This window comes from Methylocystis rosea (assembly GCF_003855495.1).
In the GTDB taxonomy this organism is placed as follows: Bacteria; Pseudomonadota; Alphaproteobacteria; order Rhizobiales; family Beijerinckiaceae; genus Methylocystis; species Methylocystis rosea_A.
Genome location: NZ_CP034086.1, coordinates 2,050,544 through 2,068,655 on the forward strand (window position 1 = coordinate 2,050,544; position 18,112 = coordinate 2,068,655).

The following is an 18,112-nucleotide window of genomic DNA, read 5'->3' on the forward strand; positions in this document are numbered from 1 at the left end:
GGACTTGCATATGGCGCGGATCGAGATTCTTCCGGTCGACGGCCCTTTGCGCTTTGCGACCTTCTGCAGGCTCCCACGGCTGCTTTATGCCGGCGCGGAGGGCTTCGCGCCCCCGCTCGACCTCGAGCGCTGGAGCGTCTTCGCGCATAAGCTCAACCCGCATTACAAGCTCGTCGAGGAGCAGAAATTTCTCGCCCGACGTGACGGCCAATGGGTCGGCCGCGTCATGGCGCAGATCTATAAGCCCGGCGTCACGCCGGTCGGCGCCTCCAATGCGCAATTCGGCGCGCTCGACGCAATCGACGACGTCGAGGTCGTGCGCGCGCTGACCCTGGCCGCCGAGGACTGGTTGCGCGCCAAGGGCGCGGCGCGGATCAACGGACCGTTCTCGCCCTCGGTCAACAAGGAGTGCGGACTTCTTGTCGATGGCTTCGACGCCACGCCGATGTTCTTCATGCCCTGGCATCCGCCCTATCTCTCGCGCCATCTCGAGGCGCTGGGCTACGAGAAGGCGCAGGACCTCCTGTCCTACCGCTTCGACATTTCGAGCGACGAGAGCGACAAGCCGGCGCGCATTTCAACGCGGCGCGAGTGGCGCGATCGCTTGAAACTCCGGCCGTTGAACATGAAGGCCTTGAAGCAGGGCGAAACCGCGCTGATGGCCGAGCTGTTCAACGACGGCTGGAGCGGAAATTGGGGTTTCGTGCCCTTCACCAAGGAAGAATTCGACTCCGACGCCGACGCGCTGCAATATCTCGTGCCGGCGGATTTCGGCATCGTCGTCGAGCTCGACGGCGTTCCGCAGTCCTTTGCGATCGCGCTTCCCAATCTCAACGAAATTCTCGCCGATCTCGACGGCCGCCTGTTCCCCTTCGGCTGGGCGCGCGCGTTTCAGCGGTTCCGCTCGCATCAGTTCAAATCGGCGCGGCTGTTGCTGCTTGGCACGCGCAAGACGCTGCAAAGAAGCGCGACCGGCGGCGCGATCTTCCTGTCGCTGGTCGAAGAGATGCGGCGGCGCCACGCGAAAATCCGCGTTCCGCATCTCGAAGCGGGATGGGTGTTGGAAAGCAACGCCGACATGCGCCGGCCGATCGAAATGTTCGGCGGCAAGGTCGACAAAATTCATCGCATTTATGAAAAGCGCCTCACGGTCGGCGGCGGCGACGAGGCGATGCGTATGCGCGACGGCGTCACGGCAACTCAGCTACAGGATGCAACGTCATGAACGGCATATCCGTCACCGCCAATGGCGCCGACCGCTCGCATGTCGAACGGCGCAAGCTGATCCTCGAAAAATATCCGCAAGTGCGCGAACTTTTCGGCAAGGACCCGGTGACCTTCAAGATCACGGCGGCGATTTTCGTCGGGCAGTTTGTCATCGCCGCGATCTTGGGTTCGCTCGGCCTTTCTTACTGGTGGCTGTCGCTCTTGATGGCGATCTGCGTCGGCGCCTTCGCCAATCACGCCAATTTCGTCATCATCCACGACGCGATCCACAATTGCGTTTTCGAGAGCCCGCTCGCCAATAAATGGACGGCGATCCTCGCCGATCTTCCCAACGCCTTTCCGACGGCGATGGGCTTTCGCTGCTACCACATCAAGCATCATTCGCATCTCTCGGCCTATGACTATGACGCCGACATTCCGAGCCGCTGGGAGGTCGAATGGGTCGGCAACAGCGGATGGCGCAAGGCCGCTTGGATCTTCTTCTTCCCGGTCATTCAGCTTGCGCGCCTGTCGCGCCTGAAAGGCACGGTGCCGATCTGGGGAACCTGGACCTACGTCAATATCGCCGTCATCGCCGTTTTCGATCTTTTCGTGCTCTGGGCCTTTGGGCCGAACGCGCTGCTCTATCTTTTCTTTTCCTTCTGGTTTTCGGTCGGAGGCATGCATCCGTTGAGCGCGCGCTGGCTGCAGGAGCATTTCGCCTTCGGCCCCGATCAGGGAACGTTCGACTATTACGGGCCGCTCAACACGCTCGCGCTCAACATCGGCTATCACAACGAACACCACGACTTTCACGAGATCCCGTGGAACCGATTGCCTCAGCTGAAGGCGATGGCCCCGGAGTTCTACGATGATCTGCGATGCCATCGCTCCTGGACGGCGCTGCTCGTCACCTTCATTTTCGATCCGACCTATTCACTCGGCACGCGGTCGGAAAATGTCACGCAGGCGGCGGAGCGCGTAGCGCCTGTCGTCGCGCCGGCGGAGTAAGTCATGACGCAGGACGTAAGAACGGAAGCGCTCGACGCTTCGCCCCGCCTCTTCGAGAGCGATCTTCTCGATAAGCTGTCGCGCGTGCACCATTTGACGCCGGTGATCGTCTATTGCCCGATCACTCTCGGCCTGGTGTTCTATTCGCTCACCTTCAACAGTCTGACGCTCGTCTTATTGGGTCTTGTCGTCGGCTATCTCGGCTGGACGCTGACCGAATATTTCGGCCATCGCTATCTCTTCCACACCGTGTTCGCGCTGCCGTTCGGGCTTGGACCGCGCTTCCAGTTCCTTATCCACGGCGTGCATCACATCTATCCCAACGACCCGCTGCGGCTCGTCATGCCGCCGCTGCTCTCGGCGCCGATCATGCTGATCGCGCTCGTCTGCGCCCGCCTGATTTTTGGCCCAACATTCGCGTGGCCGGCGCTGGCCGGCTTCATCACCGGCTATGTGATCTATGATTGCGTGCACTACTGGACGCATCACGGGCAGCCGAAATCCGACTTCGCCCGCATGGTGAAGCGCCTGCACATGCTGCATCATTTCCGCGACGCCGAGAAAGGCTTCGGCGTTCACGCGATCTGGTGGGACTATGTGTTCGGCACCGCCTATCGCAAGGACGAGACGCCCGGCACGCGCGCGGTGTGAGGGCGCGCACTACCTCCCCCTTGCGGGGAGGTCGATCGCCAAAGGCGATCGGGTGGGGGTAATAGAATTCACCCCACCCGGCTTGCTTCGCAAGCCACCCTCCCCGTCGAGGGGAGGGAAACGCCCTAACTGCGGCGAGCGCTGAATTTTACCCCTGCCCCGTCCGCTTAAACCACTCGTCTTCGGTAATCACTTCGATCCCCAACTCCGCAGCCTTTTTGAGCTTCGAGCCCGCGCCGGGACCGGCGACCACAAGATCGGTTTTCTTCGACACCGACGCCGCGACATGCGCGCCGAAACGCTCGGCCTGCGCCTTCGCTTCGTCGCGCGTGAGCCGCTCTAGCGCGCCGGTGAACACCACCGTCTTGCCGGAGACGGGCGACGTGGACGCCACCGCCGGCATCGGCTCCAGCGTGATTTGTTTGAGCAGCGCGTCGAGTTCGCGCTCATTATGCGGCTCGGCGAAAAAATCGTGCAGCGCTTCGGCGACAGCAGGGCCGACGCCGTCGATCGAATCGATGCGGGCGCGCGCTTCGCTCCCCAACGCCGCATCGCGCGCCGTCTCGCGCAACGACTCGAAGTCGCCGAAATGGCGGGCCAGCCGGCGCGCATTGGTCTCGCCCACGTGGCGCACGCCAAGCGCAAAGATGAAGCGATTGATCGGCGCCCTTCGCCGCGCCTCGATCGCCGCAAAGAGGTTGCGCACCGAGGTCTCGCCATAGCCCTCGCGTTCCGCGAGTCGCGGCGACATCTGCGCTTCGCGCTCGGCAAGCGCAAAAATGTCGGAAGCGGTTTTGATGAGCCCTTCATCGTAGAAAAATTCGATCTGCTTGTCGCCGAGACCTTCAATGTCCATGGCGTTGCGCGAGGCGAAATGCTTTAGGCGCTCGATCGCCTGCGCCGGACAAACAAGCGATCCGGTGCAGCGGCGCACGACGTCGGCCTCGCCGGTCTTTTCGTCGATTTCGCGCAGCGCCGCCGAGCCGCAGCGCGGGCAGACATGGGGAAACTGATAGGGCTTCGCGCCGTGCGGACGCTGCTCCTTCACCACTTCGACAATCTGCGGAATGACGTCGCCGGCGCGCTGCACGACGACGGTGTCGCCGATGCGAATATCCTTGCGTGCGATCTCGTCTTCGTTGTGCAGCGTGGCGTTCTGCACGACGACGCCGCCGACCGTCACCGGCTCGAGCCTCGCGACCGGCGTTAAGGCGCCCGTGCGCCCCACCTGAATCTCGATATCGCGCAAAATTGTCGTGGCGCGTTCGGCAGGGAACTTGCGCGCGACGGCCCAGCGCGGCGCGCGCGAGACAAATCCAAGCCGCTCCTGCAGCACGATGTCGTCGACCTTGTAAACAACGCCGTCGATGTCATAGCCGAGCGTCGCGCGTTGCGTTTCGATCGAACGGTAATGCGCCAGCATGTCTTCCGCGTCCTCGCAGAGCGTCGTCAGCGGATTGACCGGCAACCCGTAACGGCGCAGCGCCTCAAGCACGCCCAGTTGCGTATTCGCAGGCAGCGCGCTCGTCTCGCCCCACCCATAGGCGAAGAAATGCAGCGGACGGGATGCGGTGATCTTTTGATCGAGCTGCCGCAGGGAACCGGCGGCGGCGTTGCGCGGATTGGCGAAGAGCGTTTTGCCCGCGTCCTTCTGCCGTGCATTGAGCGCGGCGAAATCCTTGTGCGTCATATAGACTTCGCCGCGCACTTCAAAAACGTCGGAATGATCGCCGCGTAGCCGTTGCGGGATTTCGTCGATGGTTCGGACATTGGCGGTGACGTCTTCGCCCTCATAGCCGTCGCCACGCGTCGCCGCCTGCACGAGATGGCCTTTCTCGTAGCGCAGCGAACAGGACAGCCCGTCGATCTTCGGCTCAAAGGTGAAGCGCAGCGGGCTTTCACCCAGGCCAAGAAATCGGCGCACGCGCGCGACGAATTCCAGGACCTCTTCGTCCGAGAAGACGTTGCCGAGCGAGAGCATCGGCACGGCGTGCTTCACTTTGGCGAATTTTTCAGACGGCTTGGCGCCGACCGTCTTCGTCAGCGACTGCGGGGTCGCGAGTTCGGGGCAAGCCTTTTCCAATTCCTCGTAACGACGGCGCAGCGCGTCATAGTCGGCGTCCGAGATCGTCGGCGCGTCTTCCCGGTAATAGCGCCGATCGTGCGCCGTGAGTTCTTCATGCAGCCGCGCATGTTCGGCGCGCGCTTCGGAAAGGGAAGGCTCGGGAGGCGACTTGGCCATATGCTGGACGATCCGGTCGATAGGGCGCGCCGGGCGGCGCTTTATTCTTTCAAGGCTGAAAGAGCGAGTTCTAATCGATCGCTACCCCAGAATAGTTCCTCTTTTGCAAAAAAGCTCGGCGCGCCGAACACGCCCCGACTCTTGGCCTCATCCGTGCGAGCTCTGAGCAATCGCTTTATGGACTCGTCATTGGCGCGGTTAAGAGTCGCCTCCCCATCGAGCGAGAGACGCCGCAAGATTTCCTTCAGAACGGAGGGGTCCGAGATGTCGAGGTCATCGGAGAAATTGGCGCGATAAACGGCCCGAACGAAGTCAGAAAGCTTCTCCGCCCCATCCAATGCGGTTGCAACGCGCGCGGCCAAAAGGCCGTTGCGCGGAAAGGCGCTCGGCCGGCGCCAGGCGATGCCCTTGCTCTGGCAGAGACGCTCGATGTCGCGCCACATGTAGGCGCCTTTTGCTGGATAGAGATTAAAGGGTGAATCCCGCCAGCCCTGCTCGGCGAAGATCGGCCCGAGAAGAAAGGGTCGCCATGCCACCTCGATGCGAGCGGCGGCGGCCTTTTCCTCGATCTCTTCCGCAGCGACGTAAGAATATGTGCTCGCGAATTCGAACCAGAACTCGATTTTCTCCGTCATCTTCGCCCTATGCCGCTTCCGGCGCGGCGCCGACGAGGCGGCGCGCATCCCGCGCGCTGATCGGGCGCCCAAAGGCGTAGCCCTGCGCGAAGCCGCAGCCGAGCTGATAAAGCTCGATGGCGTCCTGCTCGGTCTCCGCGCCCTCGGCGACGACGTCCATGCCGAGATCCTGCGCCAGCGCGATGATCGAGCGCAGAATGATGGGGCGCGCGCCCTTGCCGGACTGCTTGATGAAGGAACGATCGATCTTGATCGTGTCGAAGGGGAAGCGCTGCAAATAGGCGAGCGACGAATAGCCGGCGCCGAAATCGTCGAGCGACAGCCCCGCGCCGAGTTCCCTGATGCGCGCCAGCATCTGCGCGGCATATTCGGGATTCTCCATCACCAGACTCTCGGTCAGTTCAAGTTTGAGGCTGCCTTTGGCGATGTCATTGCGCATCAACACGCTTTTGACGTCGCGCAGGAGGTCGTGGCGCAAGAGCTGACGCGACGAGACATTGACGGAGGCGAAAATCGGCGGATCGACCGCAAGCGCGCGTTGCCAGGCCGCGAGTTCGCGCGCCGTGCGCTCCAGCGCCAAAAGTCCGAGGTCGATGATCAGCCCCGTCTGCTCGGCGATGGGCAAGAATTCGGAAGGCTCGAGCCGACCCAAGCGCAGATGGTCCCACCGCAGCAAGGCCTCGAATCCGGCGATGGTGCGATCCTCGAGCCTGACGATCGGCTGGAAGAAAACCTTGATCTCGCCCCGCTCCAGCGCCCGCCGTAGATCGGCCTCGAGCGTCAGGCGATCGGAGCGCTGCGCACGCATGGCCGGGCGGAACACTTCGATGCGGTTGCCGCCCGAGCGCTTGGCGTGGCGCATCGCGATTTGGGCGTCTTCCAGCATGTCGCGGGCGCCGGGATGCGTCTGCTGGTCGTAGAGCGCGATGCCGATCGAGGCGAACAGCGCGATCTCCTGGTCGGTGAAGCGCACCGGAATAGACAGCGCGCGGCGCACCGAATCGGCGATGGAGATGACGTGGTCGGCGTGCGACTCCGAAACGAGGATGATCGCGAATGTATCGCCTGAAAGTCGCGCCAGCGTGTCTTGTGGCTGCAACAGCCGCGTCAGGCGATGCGCCACGGTGAGCAGAATGCTGTCGCCCATGGCCATGCCGACCTGCTCATTGATCAGCTTGAAGCGGTCGATGTCGATGACGAGGATCGTCGGGCGCACGTCCTTTTCCATGCGCGCGAGAATCAGGGCCGCCTCTAGCCGGTCGAAGAACAATTCGCGGTTCGGCAGGCCCGTCAGATTGTCATGCACGGCGTCGTGCAGCAGCCGTTCCTGGGCGTTGCGCTCGTCGGTGACGTCATTGAGCGTGCCGACGACGCGGATCACCTCGCCGTCGGGACCGACGACAGGCCGCGCCCGCAGCCGGTAGCAGAGGTAATGGCCGTCCGCCGCGCGCAGGCGAAAGTCCTGATTGATGCGGCCGCGCCGCTGCTCGAGAATGGCGTCGAGACAGGCGCGATAGCGGTCCTGCTCGAAGGGATGCAGCAGATCGAGCCAGGAGGAGGCGGCGCCCTCGAGCCCGCCGCGGTCGAGTCCGAGCGCCGCTTCCGCCTCCGGGCTGACATAGATGTGGTCCGACGGAACGTCCCAGTCGAACACGATCTCATTCGCGCCGGTGAGCGCGAGGGCCTTGCGCTCGACGTCGCTGATGGCGCCGTGCGACAGCCCGCCGGCGGCGAAGGCGTTTTGCATCACCGTGAAACCGATCAGCATCACGATGAGCACCAGACCGCCGACAAGCGCGGGAGAGACAAGATCGTTGGTGATCCAGCCGGCGACCGCAAATCCGGCCGTCGCCACCCACACAGCCAGCAGGAACCAGGTCGGGATCAGCATGATGGCCCGATCGAAGCCGTGCGACGCGAGATAGAGAATCAGCACGAATCCGACGACGGCGGCCGTCGCCAGCGAGATGCGCGCAACGCCAGCGGCGACGGGCGCGTCGAACACCGCAAGACCGACGAGGTCCAACAGGATCAGCAGCCACAGGGCGGCGACGTGCCAGGCGCGCACATGCCAGCGGTTGAGGTTCAGATAGGCGAAAAGGAAGACGACGAGCGTCGCCGACAGAACCGTTTCGGCCCCAGCGCGCCAGATGCGGTTGGCGTTGGCGTCAAAGCCGAAAATCTTGTCCCAAAAGCCGAAATCGATGCACACATAGGCCAGCACCGCCCAGGCGAGCGCCGCCGCCGCCGGGAAAATCACGGCGCCTTTCACCACGAAGACGATGGTCAGAAACAGCGCGAGCAGGCCGGCGATGCCGATGACGATGCCCTTATAGAGCGTCAGGCTCGTCACCTTGTCCTTATAGGCGGCTGGCTCCCACAAATAGAGCTGCGGCAGGTTCGGCGTGCGCAGCTCCGCGACATAGGTGACCGTGGTTCCGGGGTCGAGCGTCAGCCGGAAAACGTCGGCGTCCGAGGCGTCTTCGGCCTCGGGCGGAAAGCCCTGGCTGGCCGTGATCGCCGAAATGCGCGTCGAGCCGAGATCGGGCCAGATGACGCCCGAGCCCTGCAGGCGGTAATGCGGGGCGACGATCAGGCGCTCGATCTGCTCATCCGTGTCGTTGGTGAGCGCGAAAACGATCCAGTTGGGCTGGCTGCCGGCCTCCTTGGCGCCGACCTCGATACGGCGGACGATGCCGTCCGAGCCAGGCGCGGTCGAGACCTGCAGCCGGTCGCCCTGCGAGGAATGTTTCTCGATGACATTGGTGAGATCGATCGCGCGCGCGCCCTGCGGCACCCGCACCGACTCCATGGCGACGGCCTGAGCCGAGAGGATGAACAAAAAGAGCGCAACCAGGTATTTTTTCAGACGCACGAATTCTCTTCTCGATGCCGCAGGCTCGGAGAACGCGCCTGGCGCGGTCGATGCCGGGCGCCAAACGCGTGGGCGGGCTGTCATCGCCAGACTCTGATGGGAAAGTGGTAGAGGCTTCGAGCCCTGCCGGCAAGCCGATTCGCCAAGCTTTGCAATAACGGTATGTTCCTTGCGTCGCTGCGCTTCTTGGCCGCGCTTGCGGAGCGCGGACGGCGCCAATATACGCTGCTTGAAGGCCACCGTCGCTATCTGCAGGCGCATGGCGGTTTTTTTGCGGTGTGCCCACCCGCGAAATTCTGGGAAAACGGGAACGGATTGGATGCGAAGCGCTCTCGGCGGCCCTCGCCTTCTGCTGCGCCGACTCCGCGAAATCAGCGCGGAACCGGTGAGCGCACAGGCGCGGCTCGACAAGATCGTGGTGCAGATCGCCGCGAATATGGTCGCCGAGGTTTGTTCCGTTTATGTGCTGCGCGCCGACCAGCGCTTGGAGCTTTACGCCACGGAGGGCCTTAACCGCGAGGCCGTGCATCTCACCACGATGCACGCGGGCGAAGGACTTGTCGGCCTGATCGCCAAAAGCGCCGAGCCTCTCGCCCTTTCGGAGGCGCAGGAGCATCCCTCGTTCTCCTACAAGCCGGAGACGGGCGAAGACGCCTATCACTCCTTCCTCGGCGTGCCGATCCTGCGCGGCGGCAACACGCTCGGCGTGCTCGTCGTGCAGAACAAGGTGCGCCGCGTTTATTCTGAAGAAGAGATCGAGGCGCTGCAGACGACGGCGATGCTGCTCGCCGAGCTCATCGCTTCGGGCGAATTGCAGGCGATCGAAGACCCGCGCGATCTCGCGCTTTATCGCCCGGCGTCGCTGAGAGGCGCGCCGATGGCGGAAGGCGTCGGCCTCGGCCATGTGCTGCTGCACGAGCCGCGCGTCGTCATCAAGCAGCTCGTCGCCGAGGACATGCCCTCTGAACTCGCGAGGCTCGAACATGCGATCGACGCGATGCGCCAGTCGATCGACGAGCTCGTCGCCCATAGCGACCGCATCGCCGCCGGCGAGCCGCGCGACGTGCTCGAAACCGTGCGGATGGTCGCCTATGACCGCGGCTGGGTGCGCCGCCTGCGCGAAGCGGTGATGACCGGGCTGACGGCGGAGGCGGCGGTCGAGCGCGTTCAGAACGACGCGCGCGCCCGCATGCAGCGCCAGACCGATCCCTATCTGCGCGACCGCCTGCACGATCTCGACGATATCGCCAACCGGCTGCTGCATCAGCTGACCGGTCAGAGCTACGTCGCCGATCGCGACAGCGTGCCGGAAAACGCCATCATCGTCGCGCGCACCATGGGGCCGGCGGCGCTTCTCGACTATGACCGCAAGCGGCTGCGCGGCCTCGTGCTGGAGGAAGGCGGGCCGACGAGCCACGTCGCCATTGTCGCGCGCGCGCTCGGCATCGCCACCGTGGGGCTCGTCGCCGGCCTGATCGACATCGTCGAAACCGGCGATCCGATCATCGTCGACGGCACGACCGGCGAAGTGCATGTCCGGCCGCAACCCGACGTGCAGAGCGCTTATGCCGAAAAAGCGCGGCTGCGGGCGCGGCGTCAGGAGCAATACGCCAAGCTGCGCGATGTGCCGGCGGTCACCAAGGACGGCGTCGAAATCGGGCTGCAGATGAACGCCGGCCTGGCGATCGACATGCCGCATCTGCATGAGACCGGCGCGAATTCGATCGGACTATTCCGCACCGAGTTGCAATTCATGCTCGCGCCGCGCTTTCCGCGCATGGACGAGCAATATCGCTTCTACAAAGCCGTGCTCGACGCCGCGCCGGATAAGCCGATCACGTTTCGCACGCTCGACATCGGCTCCGACAAGATCCTTCCCTATATGGCGAAGATCGAAGAGGAGAACCCGGCGCTCGGTTGGCGCGCCATCCGCATCGGCCTCGACAGGCCGGGGCTTTTGCGCATGCAGCTGCGCGCGATGCTGAAGGCAGGCGCCCATCGCGATCTGCGCATCATGTTTCCGATGATCGCCAATGTCGCCGAATTTGACGCAGCGAAAGCGATCGCGCTGCGGGAGCTCGACCACATCACGCATCATCGCCATCCGCCGCCGACGCGATTGGAGCTCGGCGCGATGGTGGAAGTGCCGTCGCTCCTGTGGGAAATCGATCTTATCGCCGAGCGCGCGGATTTTCTGTCGGTCGGATCGAACGATCTGGTGCAATACATGTACGCGGCCGACCGCGACAACACGCGCGTTTCGAAGCGCTACGACAATCTCTCGCGGCCGGTGCTGCGCGCGCTCGAGCGCATCGTCACGGCCGGCGCGCGGCACAACGCGCCGGTGACGCTCTGCGGCGAGATGGGCGGCCGCCCGCTCGAGGCGCTGGCGCTGCTCGGCATCGGCTACCGCTCGCTGTCGATGGCGGCGTCCGCCATCGGTCCGGTCAAATCAATGATCCTCAATCTCAATCTCGAAGAGGCGCAGGTGTATCTCGCCTCGCTGCTCGCGTCCGACGACGGCAGCGCTTCGGTGCGCGAGCAATTGCGCGATTATGCGATTGCGCGCGGCGTGCCCTTGTAGCGAGCCCCCCTTTCTTCACGCCGTCGCCCTCACCATTGCTCGGGAAGCCCCTCCCCCATGTTCGCTCAAGACAAGCTCGACCTCATTTTGCGCCGCTACGACGAGATCGGCGACAAGCTCGCGGCCGGCGCCGACGGGCAGGCGTTCGTCGCGCTCTCGCGCGAACGCGCGACGCTCGACGCGGTCGTCGACAGGATTCGCGTCTATCGCGCGGCGCAGAAGGAATCCGACGATCTTTCCGCCATGCTCGCTGACGCCTCGCTCGACGCCGAAATGCGCGTGCTGGCCGAAAGTGAGACGGCGGCCGCGCACGAACGACTCGCTGCGGCGGAAAGCGCGCTGAAACTGGCGCTTCTGCCGAAGGACGAAGCAGACGAGAAAGGCGTCATTCTCGAAGTGCGCGCCGGCACGGGCGGCGATGAAGCGGCGCTGTTCGCCGGCGATCTCTTCCACGCCTATCAAAGATATGCGGCGCTCAAGGGCTGGCGCATGGAGATCGTGTCCGAAAGCCCCGGCCCGCTTGGCGGATTCAAGGAAATCGTCGCCGAGATCATCGGTCGCGGCGTCTATGGCCGGCTGAAATTCGAGTCGGGCGTGCATCGCGTCCAGCGCGTGCCGGCGACCGAGACGCAGGGTCGCATCCACACGTCGGCCGCGACAGTCGCCGTGCTGCCGCAGGCCGAGGACGTCGACGTCGACATCGACGAGAAGGATTTGCAGATCGATACGATGCGCGCGCAAGGCGCCGGCGGCCAGCACGTCAACAAGACCGAGTCGGCCATCCGCATCACGCATATTCCATCGGGCATCGTGGTGATGATGCAGGAGGAGCGCTCTCAACATCGCAACAGAGCCAAGGCGATGAACGTTCTTCGCTCGCGTCTCTATGACGCCGAACGACAGCGCCTCGACAATGAACGTTCGGAGGATCGCAAGCAGCAGGTCGGCTCAGGCGATCGCTCCGAGCGAATCCGCACCTATAATTTTCCGCAGGGACGCGTCACCGATCACCGCATCAATCTCACGCTCTACAAGCTCGACCGCGTGATGGAAGGCGAGTTCGACGAGATCTTCGACGCGCTGACGACCGATCATCAGCAAAAACTCCTCTCGCAAAGCGAGGCGTAGACGCGCGCCGACGAAATGACGTGCGCATGCGTCCTGTGCGCCGACGCACGAACATCGTTAGAGGCCCTCGCTAGAGTGCGGCTACTCGCCAAATGACGAGTGAGAACGCCGAGGAGAACCTCATGTCTACGTTGAAAAAGATTGTCTCTACGAGTCTCGCCGCCAGCGTCATGTTGGGGGCGGTCGGGAGCGCCACGCCGGCATTCGCGTGGTCCAAGTGGCACCATCACGGCTATGGCTGGGCGCCTTTCGCCGTGGGCGGCGCGCTCGCGTTAGGCGCAGTGGCGGCGGCCGCCGCGAGCGAGCCGGATTGCGGTTACGTTCGCGAGCCGATCTATAGCCGCTATGGCTATGTCATCGGCTACCGCGCCGTGCCGACGTGCTGATGCGGCCAAGATCCCGTCGTCAGGAAGGGGCCGGCCCACGCCGGCCTTTTCATTTTGAGGCGCCGCTCACCAGCCGTAATCGAAATACTGACCGATTTCATTGTAGCGCTGCGGATCTTGCAGCGAGAAATCCTGCTGCTCCAGGAAGTAATTGTCATTGGCGTAACGATTGGGCTGCAGATTTCCCTTCGCCGCGTCCGGCGCCGCGCCGTCGTCGAGCCAGTCTTTGCCGGTCGTCAGATTATGCGGCAGAGGAATCGCAAAATCATCGCCCTGCGTCGCGGTGACCTGACCCGTCGCGACAGGCGCGCGTTGTTTCGATTTCGCCAGGGCGTCGCTCGAAGCAAGCGCGCAAACCAACGCGAGACCCAACGCCAGTTTCAAAGACTTACGCATTTTTTGAACTCCATTTCGCGTCAAGCGCCACTCTAGCTGGATCGCCCGGCGCATGGCTAGTGTCGATCGCTAGTGTCGGAAGTGGCGCACGCCAGTGAAAACCATGGCGAGACCCTGTGCGTCCGCCGCGGCGATCACGTCCTTATCATTCATGGAGCCGCCCGGCTGGATGACGGCCGTCACGCCTGCCTCAGCCGCCGCCAATAGTCCGTCCGCAAAGGGAAAGAAAGCGTCGGAAGCGACGACGGCCCCTTGCGCGAGACTTGTCGTTAGCCCCGCCGCGCGCGCGGCCTCCTGCGCCTTATGCGCGGCGGTGCGCGATGAGTCGACGCGCGACATTTGCCCAGCGCCGATTCCCACCGTGGCGGCGCCCTTCGCGTAGACGATAGCGTTCGACTTGACGTGCTTCACGACGCGGAAAGCGAATTTGAGATCCGCCAGCTCCTCGGCCGTCGGCTGGCGCTTCGTCACAACCTGCAGATTCATCTCATCGACGACGGCGCTGTCGCGCGATTGCGCAAGAAAGCCGCCTGAAACCGAGCGATAGGTCAAGCCAGCCGCGCGCGCATCTGGAACGCCGCCGGTCAACAGCAAACGCAGGTTCTTCTTGGCCCCGAGGATCGAAATCGACTCTTCGTCGGCGTCTGGCGCAATGATCACCTCGGTGAAAATCTTGACGATCTCGCGCGCCGCGTCGGCGTCAAGCTTGCGATTAAGCGCGACGATGCCGCCGAAGGCGGACACCGGATCGCAACGCAGCGCCTTGGCGTAGGCTTCGACAAGAGTCGCGCCTTCGGCGACGCCGCAAGGATTGGCGTGTTTGACAATGACGACGGCCGCGGTCCGCGCCGGATCGAATTCCGCCACGCATTCGAAGGCTGCGTCGGTATCATTGACGTTGTTGTACGAAAGCTGCTTGCCCTGAATCTGGCGCGCCGTGGCGACGCCCGGCCGCTTCTCGCCGGAAAGATAGAAGCCAGCGGATTGATGCGGGTTTTCGCCATAGCGCATCGGCTCGGCGAGTCGTCCGCCGAAGGCGCGTAGCGGCGGCGAGGCTTCGCCGATCTGCTGCGCGAGCCAGTTGGAGATCGCGGCGTCATAGGCGGCGGTGCGCGCGAACGCCTTCTGCGCGAGCCGCCTGCGCGTCGCGAGCCGCGTTGCGCCATTCATCGCCGCGAGTTCCTCGATGAGCGCGGCGTAATCATCGGGATCGACGACGACAGCGACGTCGTCGTGATTCTTCGACGCGGCGCGGATCATCGCCGGCCCGCCGATATCAATGTTTTCGACGCATTCTTCGAACGGCGCGCCTTTCGCAAGCGCCGCCTCGAAGGGGTAGAGATTGACGACGAGCAGGTCGATCGGCCGGATGTCATGCGCGAGCATCGCCGCTTCATGTTCGGGATTCTCGCGGATCGCCAGAAGGCCGCCATGCACCTTGGGATGCAGAGTCTTCAGCCTTCCGTCCATCATCTCCGGAAACTGCGTGAGATCGGCCACGTCGCGAACCGCGAGACCCGCCTCCGCGAGCGCTTTGCGCGTGCCGCCGGTGGAGACAAGCTCCACGCCATGCGTCGCCAGAACGCGCGCGAACTCGACAAGGCCTGTTTTGTCGGAAACGGAAATCAGCGCGCGCGACACGTGGCGCAAATCGACGGGCATCGCATACTCCTAACTGGCGCCGCGCTTAACATACCTTGCCGCCGGGAGGAACCTGCGCGCCTGCGCGCCGCCGGAAGCTCCAAGCGATCTCGGCGCCAGGAGCCGCCGCGCCTCGCACAATGATTTGCGCGCATTTGCGCGCGCCGCCGGGCGCGGCGAAGAAAATACTGTCTTCGATTTCGGGCGTCAGGTCTTGCGATTCAAAGATGAGAATTTCGCCGTCGGCGAGCGTGAGTTCGATTGCGCCGTCGGCGTTCGGCGCGATGCGCACGCGCGGATGAATGTGAAAGCGCAGGGCGAAATCGCTCGCTTGCGCATGTCTTCCGCCACGCTCCGCGCCGATGAGCCGATCGACGCCCAGGAGCGCGGCGCCATCGGCCGGAAGGGTCAGTTCGCGCTGATGGACGAGGCCGAAATCGCGCACATAGCCGTCATGCGACAAAATGAGCGACGTCTCGCCGTCGAGACGGCGGCGCTCGACCGCCGTGTTCCGCGGGCCGCCGAGAACGCGCCCGGCGCGCCGGCGCGGCGCGCTCTGCGGCGCGATGCGGGCGCTGGAGCGATCGCCGACGATGAGCGTCGAATGCGCGGCGGTGGCGCGCGCCAGTTCACGGGCGTCGAGATGCGGCGCCGAGGGAGCGCCGCAATTGACGACGACCCGCTCGATTCCCAGCGAATATTCGAAAGACAGGCAGCCGGCGTGGGCCGAGAGGGAAAATTCGAAAGGCGGCGGCCCCCCGGCATCGACGAGGACGAGCGCGTCGCCGGCCTCCATGCGCTGATAGCCGGCGTATGGGGCGTTGACGGGCGGCGCGCCGCGCGTGTCCTCATGGGCGAGCGCGCTCGCCAGCCGGTCCAGCGCCGTCGCGCCCATGCCGTTGAACAGCGCCAGCGAGCCGTCGCCATGCTGCAGCATCCGCAGCATCGGCATCATCCGGTCGATGGCGCGCAGGACGGCGGACGGCGTTTGCAGGCCGCGCGCCGCAATCACCTGCCGCAGCGGCAACAAATCGAGCAGCAGGTCGACCGCCACCTGCGGATTGCGGCTGACATGGCCGCCGTCGATGAGGATCTGGCGGTCGAGCTCCGCGCTGAGCGCGCGCGACACATGCGGGGCGATCTTGCGGCCGGTGTCCGCGCAAACGGCGAATTCGGCAAGCGCGATGGCGCAGAAGGCGCGATCGGCGCCGCGCGCCCCATCGCCGGCCAGCGCCCGCCACAACAGCCGGGCGTTGCGCGCGAGCGCCAGCATGAAGGCGTCATAAAAATCGGCGTCGGCGCCGTCGAGGAGCGTCGGCGATTGCGACAGGAAAGACAGAAGGCGCCGCGCGACGACGGCAGGCTCCATCGCCGGATCGTCGGCCGGAATTTTCGGAAGCGAAAGAAAATCCGCTACGAGCTCCTGCGCCGTGGCCAGCGCCACTCTGCTGTCCGAGGCCTGTAAATGCCGCAGCCAGGAAAAGCCTGCAAGCGAGCGCCGCCAGCATTCGGAAGGCGGCGCGACCAGAAAAGGCGATACGCCCCGCGCCTGCACGGTTTTCCCCTCGAAGGAGAAATAGCCGGCGTAAATCTGGTCCGCGACGGTCGAATCGGTGGTTCTGATGTCGGGAGGCGCGATGCGCAGCCGCTCCGGCGGCGCGATCGCCATCGACTTCATGAGGTGATAGGGCGCGGCGGCGCCTCGCGCGAAGGCGCCCGCCGCCCGCGCCGCGGAAACGCTCGCCAGCCGAACCCTATCCCGCAACATGATGGCGCTCAGTGGGCGTCCTCCGACAGCGGCTCTCGCGCGATAGATCTGCCACCGGCGGCGCGCCAGCCGGCAATATCAAACCCCGCCGTCCGCTTATAGTCCAAATTTCCGTGACTTCCGAATGAGATCGCGCCGGCTTCGGCGCTGCGCCATTGCATGCGAAAGGGGGAAAATGCCAATGTCGCGCCTCTTTTTTAGGAGGCTTCGCCCATGCCGCTTTACACGATCGACGGAATCGCGCCGCGCCTTCCGGCTCCCGGCCGGTTCTTCGTGGCTCCGGGCGCGCGAATCATCGGCCGCGTGGCGCTGGAGGAAGACGCCAATGTCTGGTTCGGCTGCGTGCTGCGCGGCGACAATGAGTGGATCACCGTCGGCGCCCGCACCAATATTCAGGAAAACAGCATTCTCCACACCGACATGGGCTTCCCGCTCGTCATCGGGCCGGACTGCACGATCGGCCATGGCGTCATTCTGCATAGCTGCATCATCGGCGAAGCGACGTTGATCGGCATGGGGGCGACAATCCTCAACGGGGCGAAGATCGGCGCGAACTGCCTCGTCGGCGCCAATGCGCTGGTCACCGAGGGCAAGGAATTTCCCGACTATTCGCTGATCGTCGGCTCGCCCGCCAAGGCGATCCGCACGCTCGACGAAGCGGCGCGCGAGCGCCATCTCGACTCGGCGAAACATTATGTCGAGAACGGCCAACGCTACGCGAGCGGGCTGACGCTGATCGGCTGAACTCCCTTACCGCGACACATACAGCGGGGCGCTGGTCGCGGGGGCAATCGCCACCCAGGCGTTCTGATTTTGCTGCGACTGCCGCTTGACGAAGCGGTAGGGAGCGCGCGTCCAGGGCCGCATCTCGTTGGAAAGATTGTCGAGCACGAATTCGCCGCGGTTGGTCTTGACCGTCAAGACCGAATGGCCGTCGCCGTTCTTCTCCTTCACCACGGTGAGCAGCAGCGCCTGCCGGGGAAAGCCTTCCTCGATCAGCATGCGGCGCTTTAGAAGCGCGAAATCCTCGCAGTCGCCCTTCCCGTCGCTGGGATAATCCCACTGATCGACCGCGCCCCAGTGATCGGCGTCGGCGATCGGGTCAATGTTCTCATTCACCCAGGCGTTGATGCGCGCGATCTTGCGATAGACGGCCGCGGTGAGTTCGACCTCCTGCGGCGCGGCTTCCTCGTTCTGGCATTCGCCCCGGTAGCGCTGGCAGAAGTCCACCCAGCCGTAGGGCACGCTTGTTTCGGCGCCAAGCGTGGCGAAACTCGCGGTTTCGGGTCCGGCGAAACTTTTTGCATTGACGGCGATAAGCGCCGCGCCCGCCATCCCGAGAGCCACAACCGCCTTGCTAACGATGCCCAACATAACCCGCCTCCGTGACATGAGGCGAGGTTAGTTTTCTTGTTTTGCTGTCGATGAAAGTATTTCAGCCGCATTTTACGCGAACGCGTTTAGATTTTGCTGCATCGTCGGTAAGTATAATTTCGTCTTATGAGAATGCATAAAATTTGATGCGATCTCCTATCACGCTGAACTGCATCAAGTTTTTTCCCGCCCGGCGTCTCGTTTCCGGCCCTTCC

Annotated in this window: 14 protein-coding genes; 7 read left to right on the forward strand and 7 right to left on the reverse strand. The window is 64.0% G+C overall.

The window, feature by feature from the left end; all coding sequences use genetic code 11:
• Nucleotides 1-10: 10 nt before the first annotated feature.
• The 3 genes from EHO51_RS09960 to EHO51_RS09970 are packed head-to-tail and all read left to right on the forward strand — an operon-like array spanning nt 11 to nt 2,868.
• The gene (locus EHO51_RS09960) at nt 11-1,225 is read left to right on the forward strand and encodes a hypothetical protein (protein WP_124738758.1); all 1,215 of its coding nucleotides are present in this window, start codon (nt 11-13) and stop codon (nt 1,223-1,225) included.
• Nucleotides 1,222-2,217 carry a fatty acid desaturase gene (locus tag EHO51_RS09965; RefSeq protein ID WP_018408964.1) on the forward strand — a complete coding sequence of 332 codons (996 nt, stop codon included), beginning with the start codon at nt 1,222-1,224 and terminating at the stop codon, nt 2,215-2,217. Before EHO51_RS09960 ends, EHO51_RS09965 begins: the two co-directional genes overlap by 4 nt.
• A 3-nt stretch (nt 2,218-2,220) precedes the next feature.
• Nucleotides 2,221-2,868, forward strand: coding sequence for a sterol desaturase family protein (locus EHO51_RS09970; RefSeq protein ID WP_124738759.1), 648 nt, complete (start codon nt 2,221-2,223; stop codon nt 2,866-2,868).
• Between the two features lie 148 nt (nt 2,869-3,016).
• Here the strand turns inward: EHO51_RS09970 and ligA are convergent, their stop codons facing one another.
• From ligA to EHO51_RS09985, 3 genes are read right to left on the reverse strand one after another with little or no spacing between them, the layout of a single operon-like run.
• Nucleotides 3,017-5,110 carry an NAD-dependent DNA ligase LigA gene (ligA, locus tag EHO51_RS09975; RefSeq protein WP_124738760.1) on the reverse strand — a complete coding sequence of 698 codons (2,094 nt, stop codon included), beginning with the start codon at nt 5,108-5,110 and terminating at the stop codon, nt 3,017-3,019.
• 41 nt (nt 5,111-5,151) lie between these two features.
• The gene (locus tag EHO51_RS09980) at nt 5,152-5,745 is read right to left on the reverse strand and encodes a 2-hydroxychromene-2-carboxylate isomerase (protein ID WP_124738761.1); all 594 of its coding nucleotides are present in this window, start codon (nt 5,743-5,745) and stop codon (nt 5,152-5,154) included.
• A 7-nt stretch (nt 5,746-5,752) separates the two neighbouring features.
• Nucleotides 5,753-8,620: an EAL domain-containing protein gene (locus EHO51_RS09985; RefSeq protein ID WP_124738762.1), complete on the reverse strand. Its 2,868-nt coding sequence runs from the start codon at nt 8,618-8,620 to the stop codon at nt 5,753-5,755.
• A gap of 319 nt (nt 8,621-8,939) precedes the next feature.
• Between EHO51_RS09985 and ptsP the strand changes: the two genes are divergently transcribed.
• The 3 genes from ptsP (at nt 8,940) to EHO51_RS10000 (ending at nt 12,718) form a co-directional block, all read left to right on the forward strand.
• The gene (gene ptsP / locus EHO51_RS09990; RefSeq protein WP_124738763.1) at nt 8,940-11,204 is read left to right on the forward strand and encodes a phosphoenolpyruvate--protein phosphotransferase; all 2,265 of its coding nucleotides are present in this window, start codon (nt 8,940-8,942) and stop codon (nt 11,202-11,204) included.
• 57 nt (nt 11,205-11,261) lie between these two features.
• The gene (prfA, locus tag EHO51_RS09995) at nt 11,262-12,332 is read left to right on the forward strand and encodes a peptide chain release factor 1 (RefSeq protein WP_124738764.1); all 1,071 of its coding nucleotides are present in this window, start codon (nt 11,262-11,264) and stop codon (nt 12,330-12,332) included.
• A gap of 122 nt (nt 12,333-12,454) precedes the next feature.
• A complete protein-coding gene (locus EHO51_RS10000; RefSeq protein WP_124738765.1) occupies nt 12,455-12,718 on the forward strand; it encodes a hypothetical protein in 264 nt (87 codons plus the stop codon).
• A 66-nt stretch (nt 12,719-12,784) separates the two neighbouring features.
• On the opposite strand, the gene EHO51_RS10005 is transcribed toward EHO51_RS10000, so the two are convergent.
• The 3 genes from EHO51_RS10005 to EHO51_RS10015 all read right to left on the reverse strand — a co-directional run bounded on the left by EHO51_RS10005 (nt 12,785) and on the right by EHO51_RS10015 (nt 16,523).
• A complete protein-coding gene (locus EHO51_RS10005) occupies nt 12,785-13,114 on the reverse strand; it encodes a cellulose-binding protein (RefSeq protein WP_124738766.1) in 330 nt (109 codons plus the stop codon).
• A gap of 69 nt (nt 13,115-13,183) precedes the next feature.
• On the reverse strand, nt 13,184-14,776 hold the full coding sequence (purH, locus tag EHO51_RS10010) for a bifunctional phosphoribosylaminoimidazolecarboxamide formyltransferase/IMP cyclohydrolase (protein ID WP_124738767.1): 1,593 nt from the start codon (nt 14,774-14,776) through the stop codon (nt 13,184-13,186).
• 25 nt (nt 14,777-14,801) lie between these two features.
• Entirely contained in the window at nt 14,802-16,523 is a 1,722-nt protein-coding gene (locus EHO51_RS10015) for a heparinase II/III family protein (RefSeq protein ID WP_124738768.1), read from the reverse strand.
• 213 nt (nt 16,524-16,736) lie between these two features.
• Between EHO51_RS10015 and EHO51_RS10020 the strand changes: the two genes are divergently transcribed.
• Nucleotides 16,737-17,267: a gamma carbonic anhydrase family protein gene (locus tag EHO51_RS10020; protein ID WP_124738769.1), complete on the forward strand. Its 531-nt coding sequence runs from the start codon at nt 16,737-16,739 to the stop codon at nt 17,265-17,267.
• Nucleotides 17,268-17,273: 6 nt separating this feature from the next.
• On the opposite strand, the gene EHO51_RS10025 is transcribed toward EHO51_RS10020, so the two are convergent.
• Nucleotides 17,274-17,897 carry a transglutaminase-like cysteine peptidase gene (locus EHO51_RS10025; protein WP_124738770.1) on the reverse strand — a complete coding sequence of 208 codons (624 nt, stop codon included), beginning with the start codon at nt 17,895-17,897 and terminating at the stop codon, nt 17,274-17,276.
• Nucleotides 17,898-18,112: the final 215 nt, after the last annotated feature.

Coding starts and splice junctions, on each gene's coding strand:
- EHO51_RS09980 (WP_124738761.1), bottom strand. CDS start 5,745: ATGACGGAGAAAATCGAGTTCTGGTTCGAATTCGCGAGCACATATTCT.
- purH (WP_124738767.1), bottom strand. CDS start 14,776: ATGCCCGTCGATTTGCGCCACGTGTCGCGCGCGCTGATTTCCGTTTCC.
- ligA (WP_124738760.1), bottom strand. CDS start 5,110: ATGGCCAAGTCGCCTCCCGAGCCTTCCCTTTCCGAAGCGCGCGCCGAA.
- ptsP (WP_124738763.1), top strand. CDS start 8,940: ATGCGAAGCGCTCTCGGCGGCCCTCGCCTTCTGCTGCGCCGACTCCGC.
- EHO51_RS10020 (WP_124738769.1), top strand. CDS start 16,737: ATGCCGCTTTACACGATCGACGGAATCGCGCCGCGCCTTCCGGCTCCC.
- prfA (WP_124738764.1), top strand. CDS start 11,262: ATGTTCGCTCAAGACAAGCTCGACCTCATTTTGCGCCGCTACGACGAG.
- EHO51_RS10015 (WP_124738768.1), bottom strand. CDS start 16,523: ATGTTGCGGGATAGGGTTCGGCTGGCGAGCGTTTCCGCGGCGCGGGCG.
- EHO51_RS09965 (WP_018408964.1), top strand. CDS start 1,222: ATGAACGGCATATCCGTCACCGCCAATGGCGCCGACCGCTCGCATGTC.
- EHO51_RS10005 (WP_124738766.1), bottom strand. CDS start 13,114: ATGCGTAAGTCTTTGAAACTGGCGTTGGGTCTCGCGTTGGTTTGCGCG.
- EHO51_RS09970 (WP_124738759.1), top strand. CDS start 2,221: ATGACGCAGGACGTAAGAACGGAAGCGCTCGACGCTTCGCCCCGCCTC.
- EHO51_RS10025 (WP_124738770.1), bottom strand. CDS start 17,897: ATGTTGGGCATCGTTAGCAAGGCGGTTGTGGCTCTCGGGATGGCGGGC.
- EHO51_RS09960 (WP_124738758.1), top strand. CDS start 11: ATGGCGCGGATCGAGATTCTTCCGGTCGACGGCCCTTTGCGCTTTGCG.
- EHO51_RS10000 (WP_124738765.1), top strand. CDS start 12,455: ATGTCTACGTTGAAAAAGATTGTCTCTACGAGTCTCGCCGCCAGCGTC.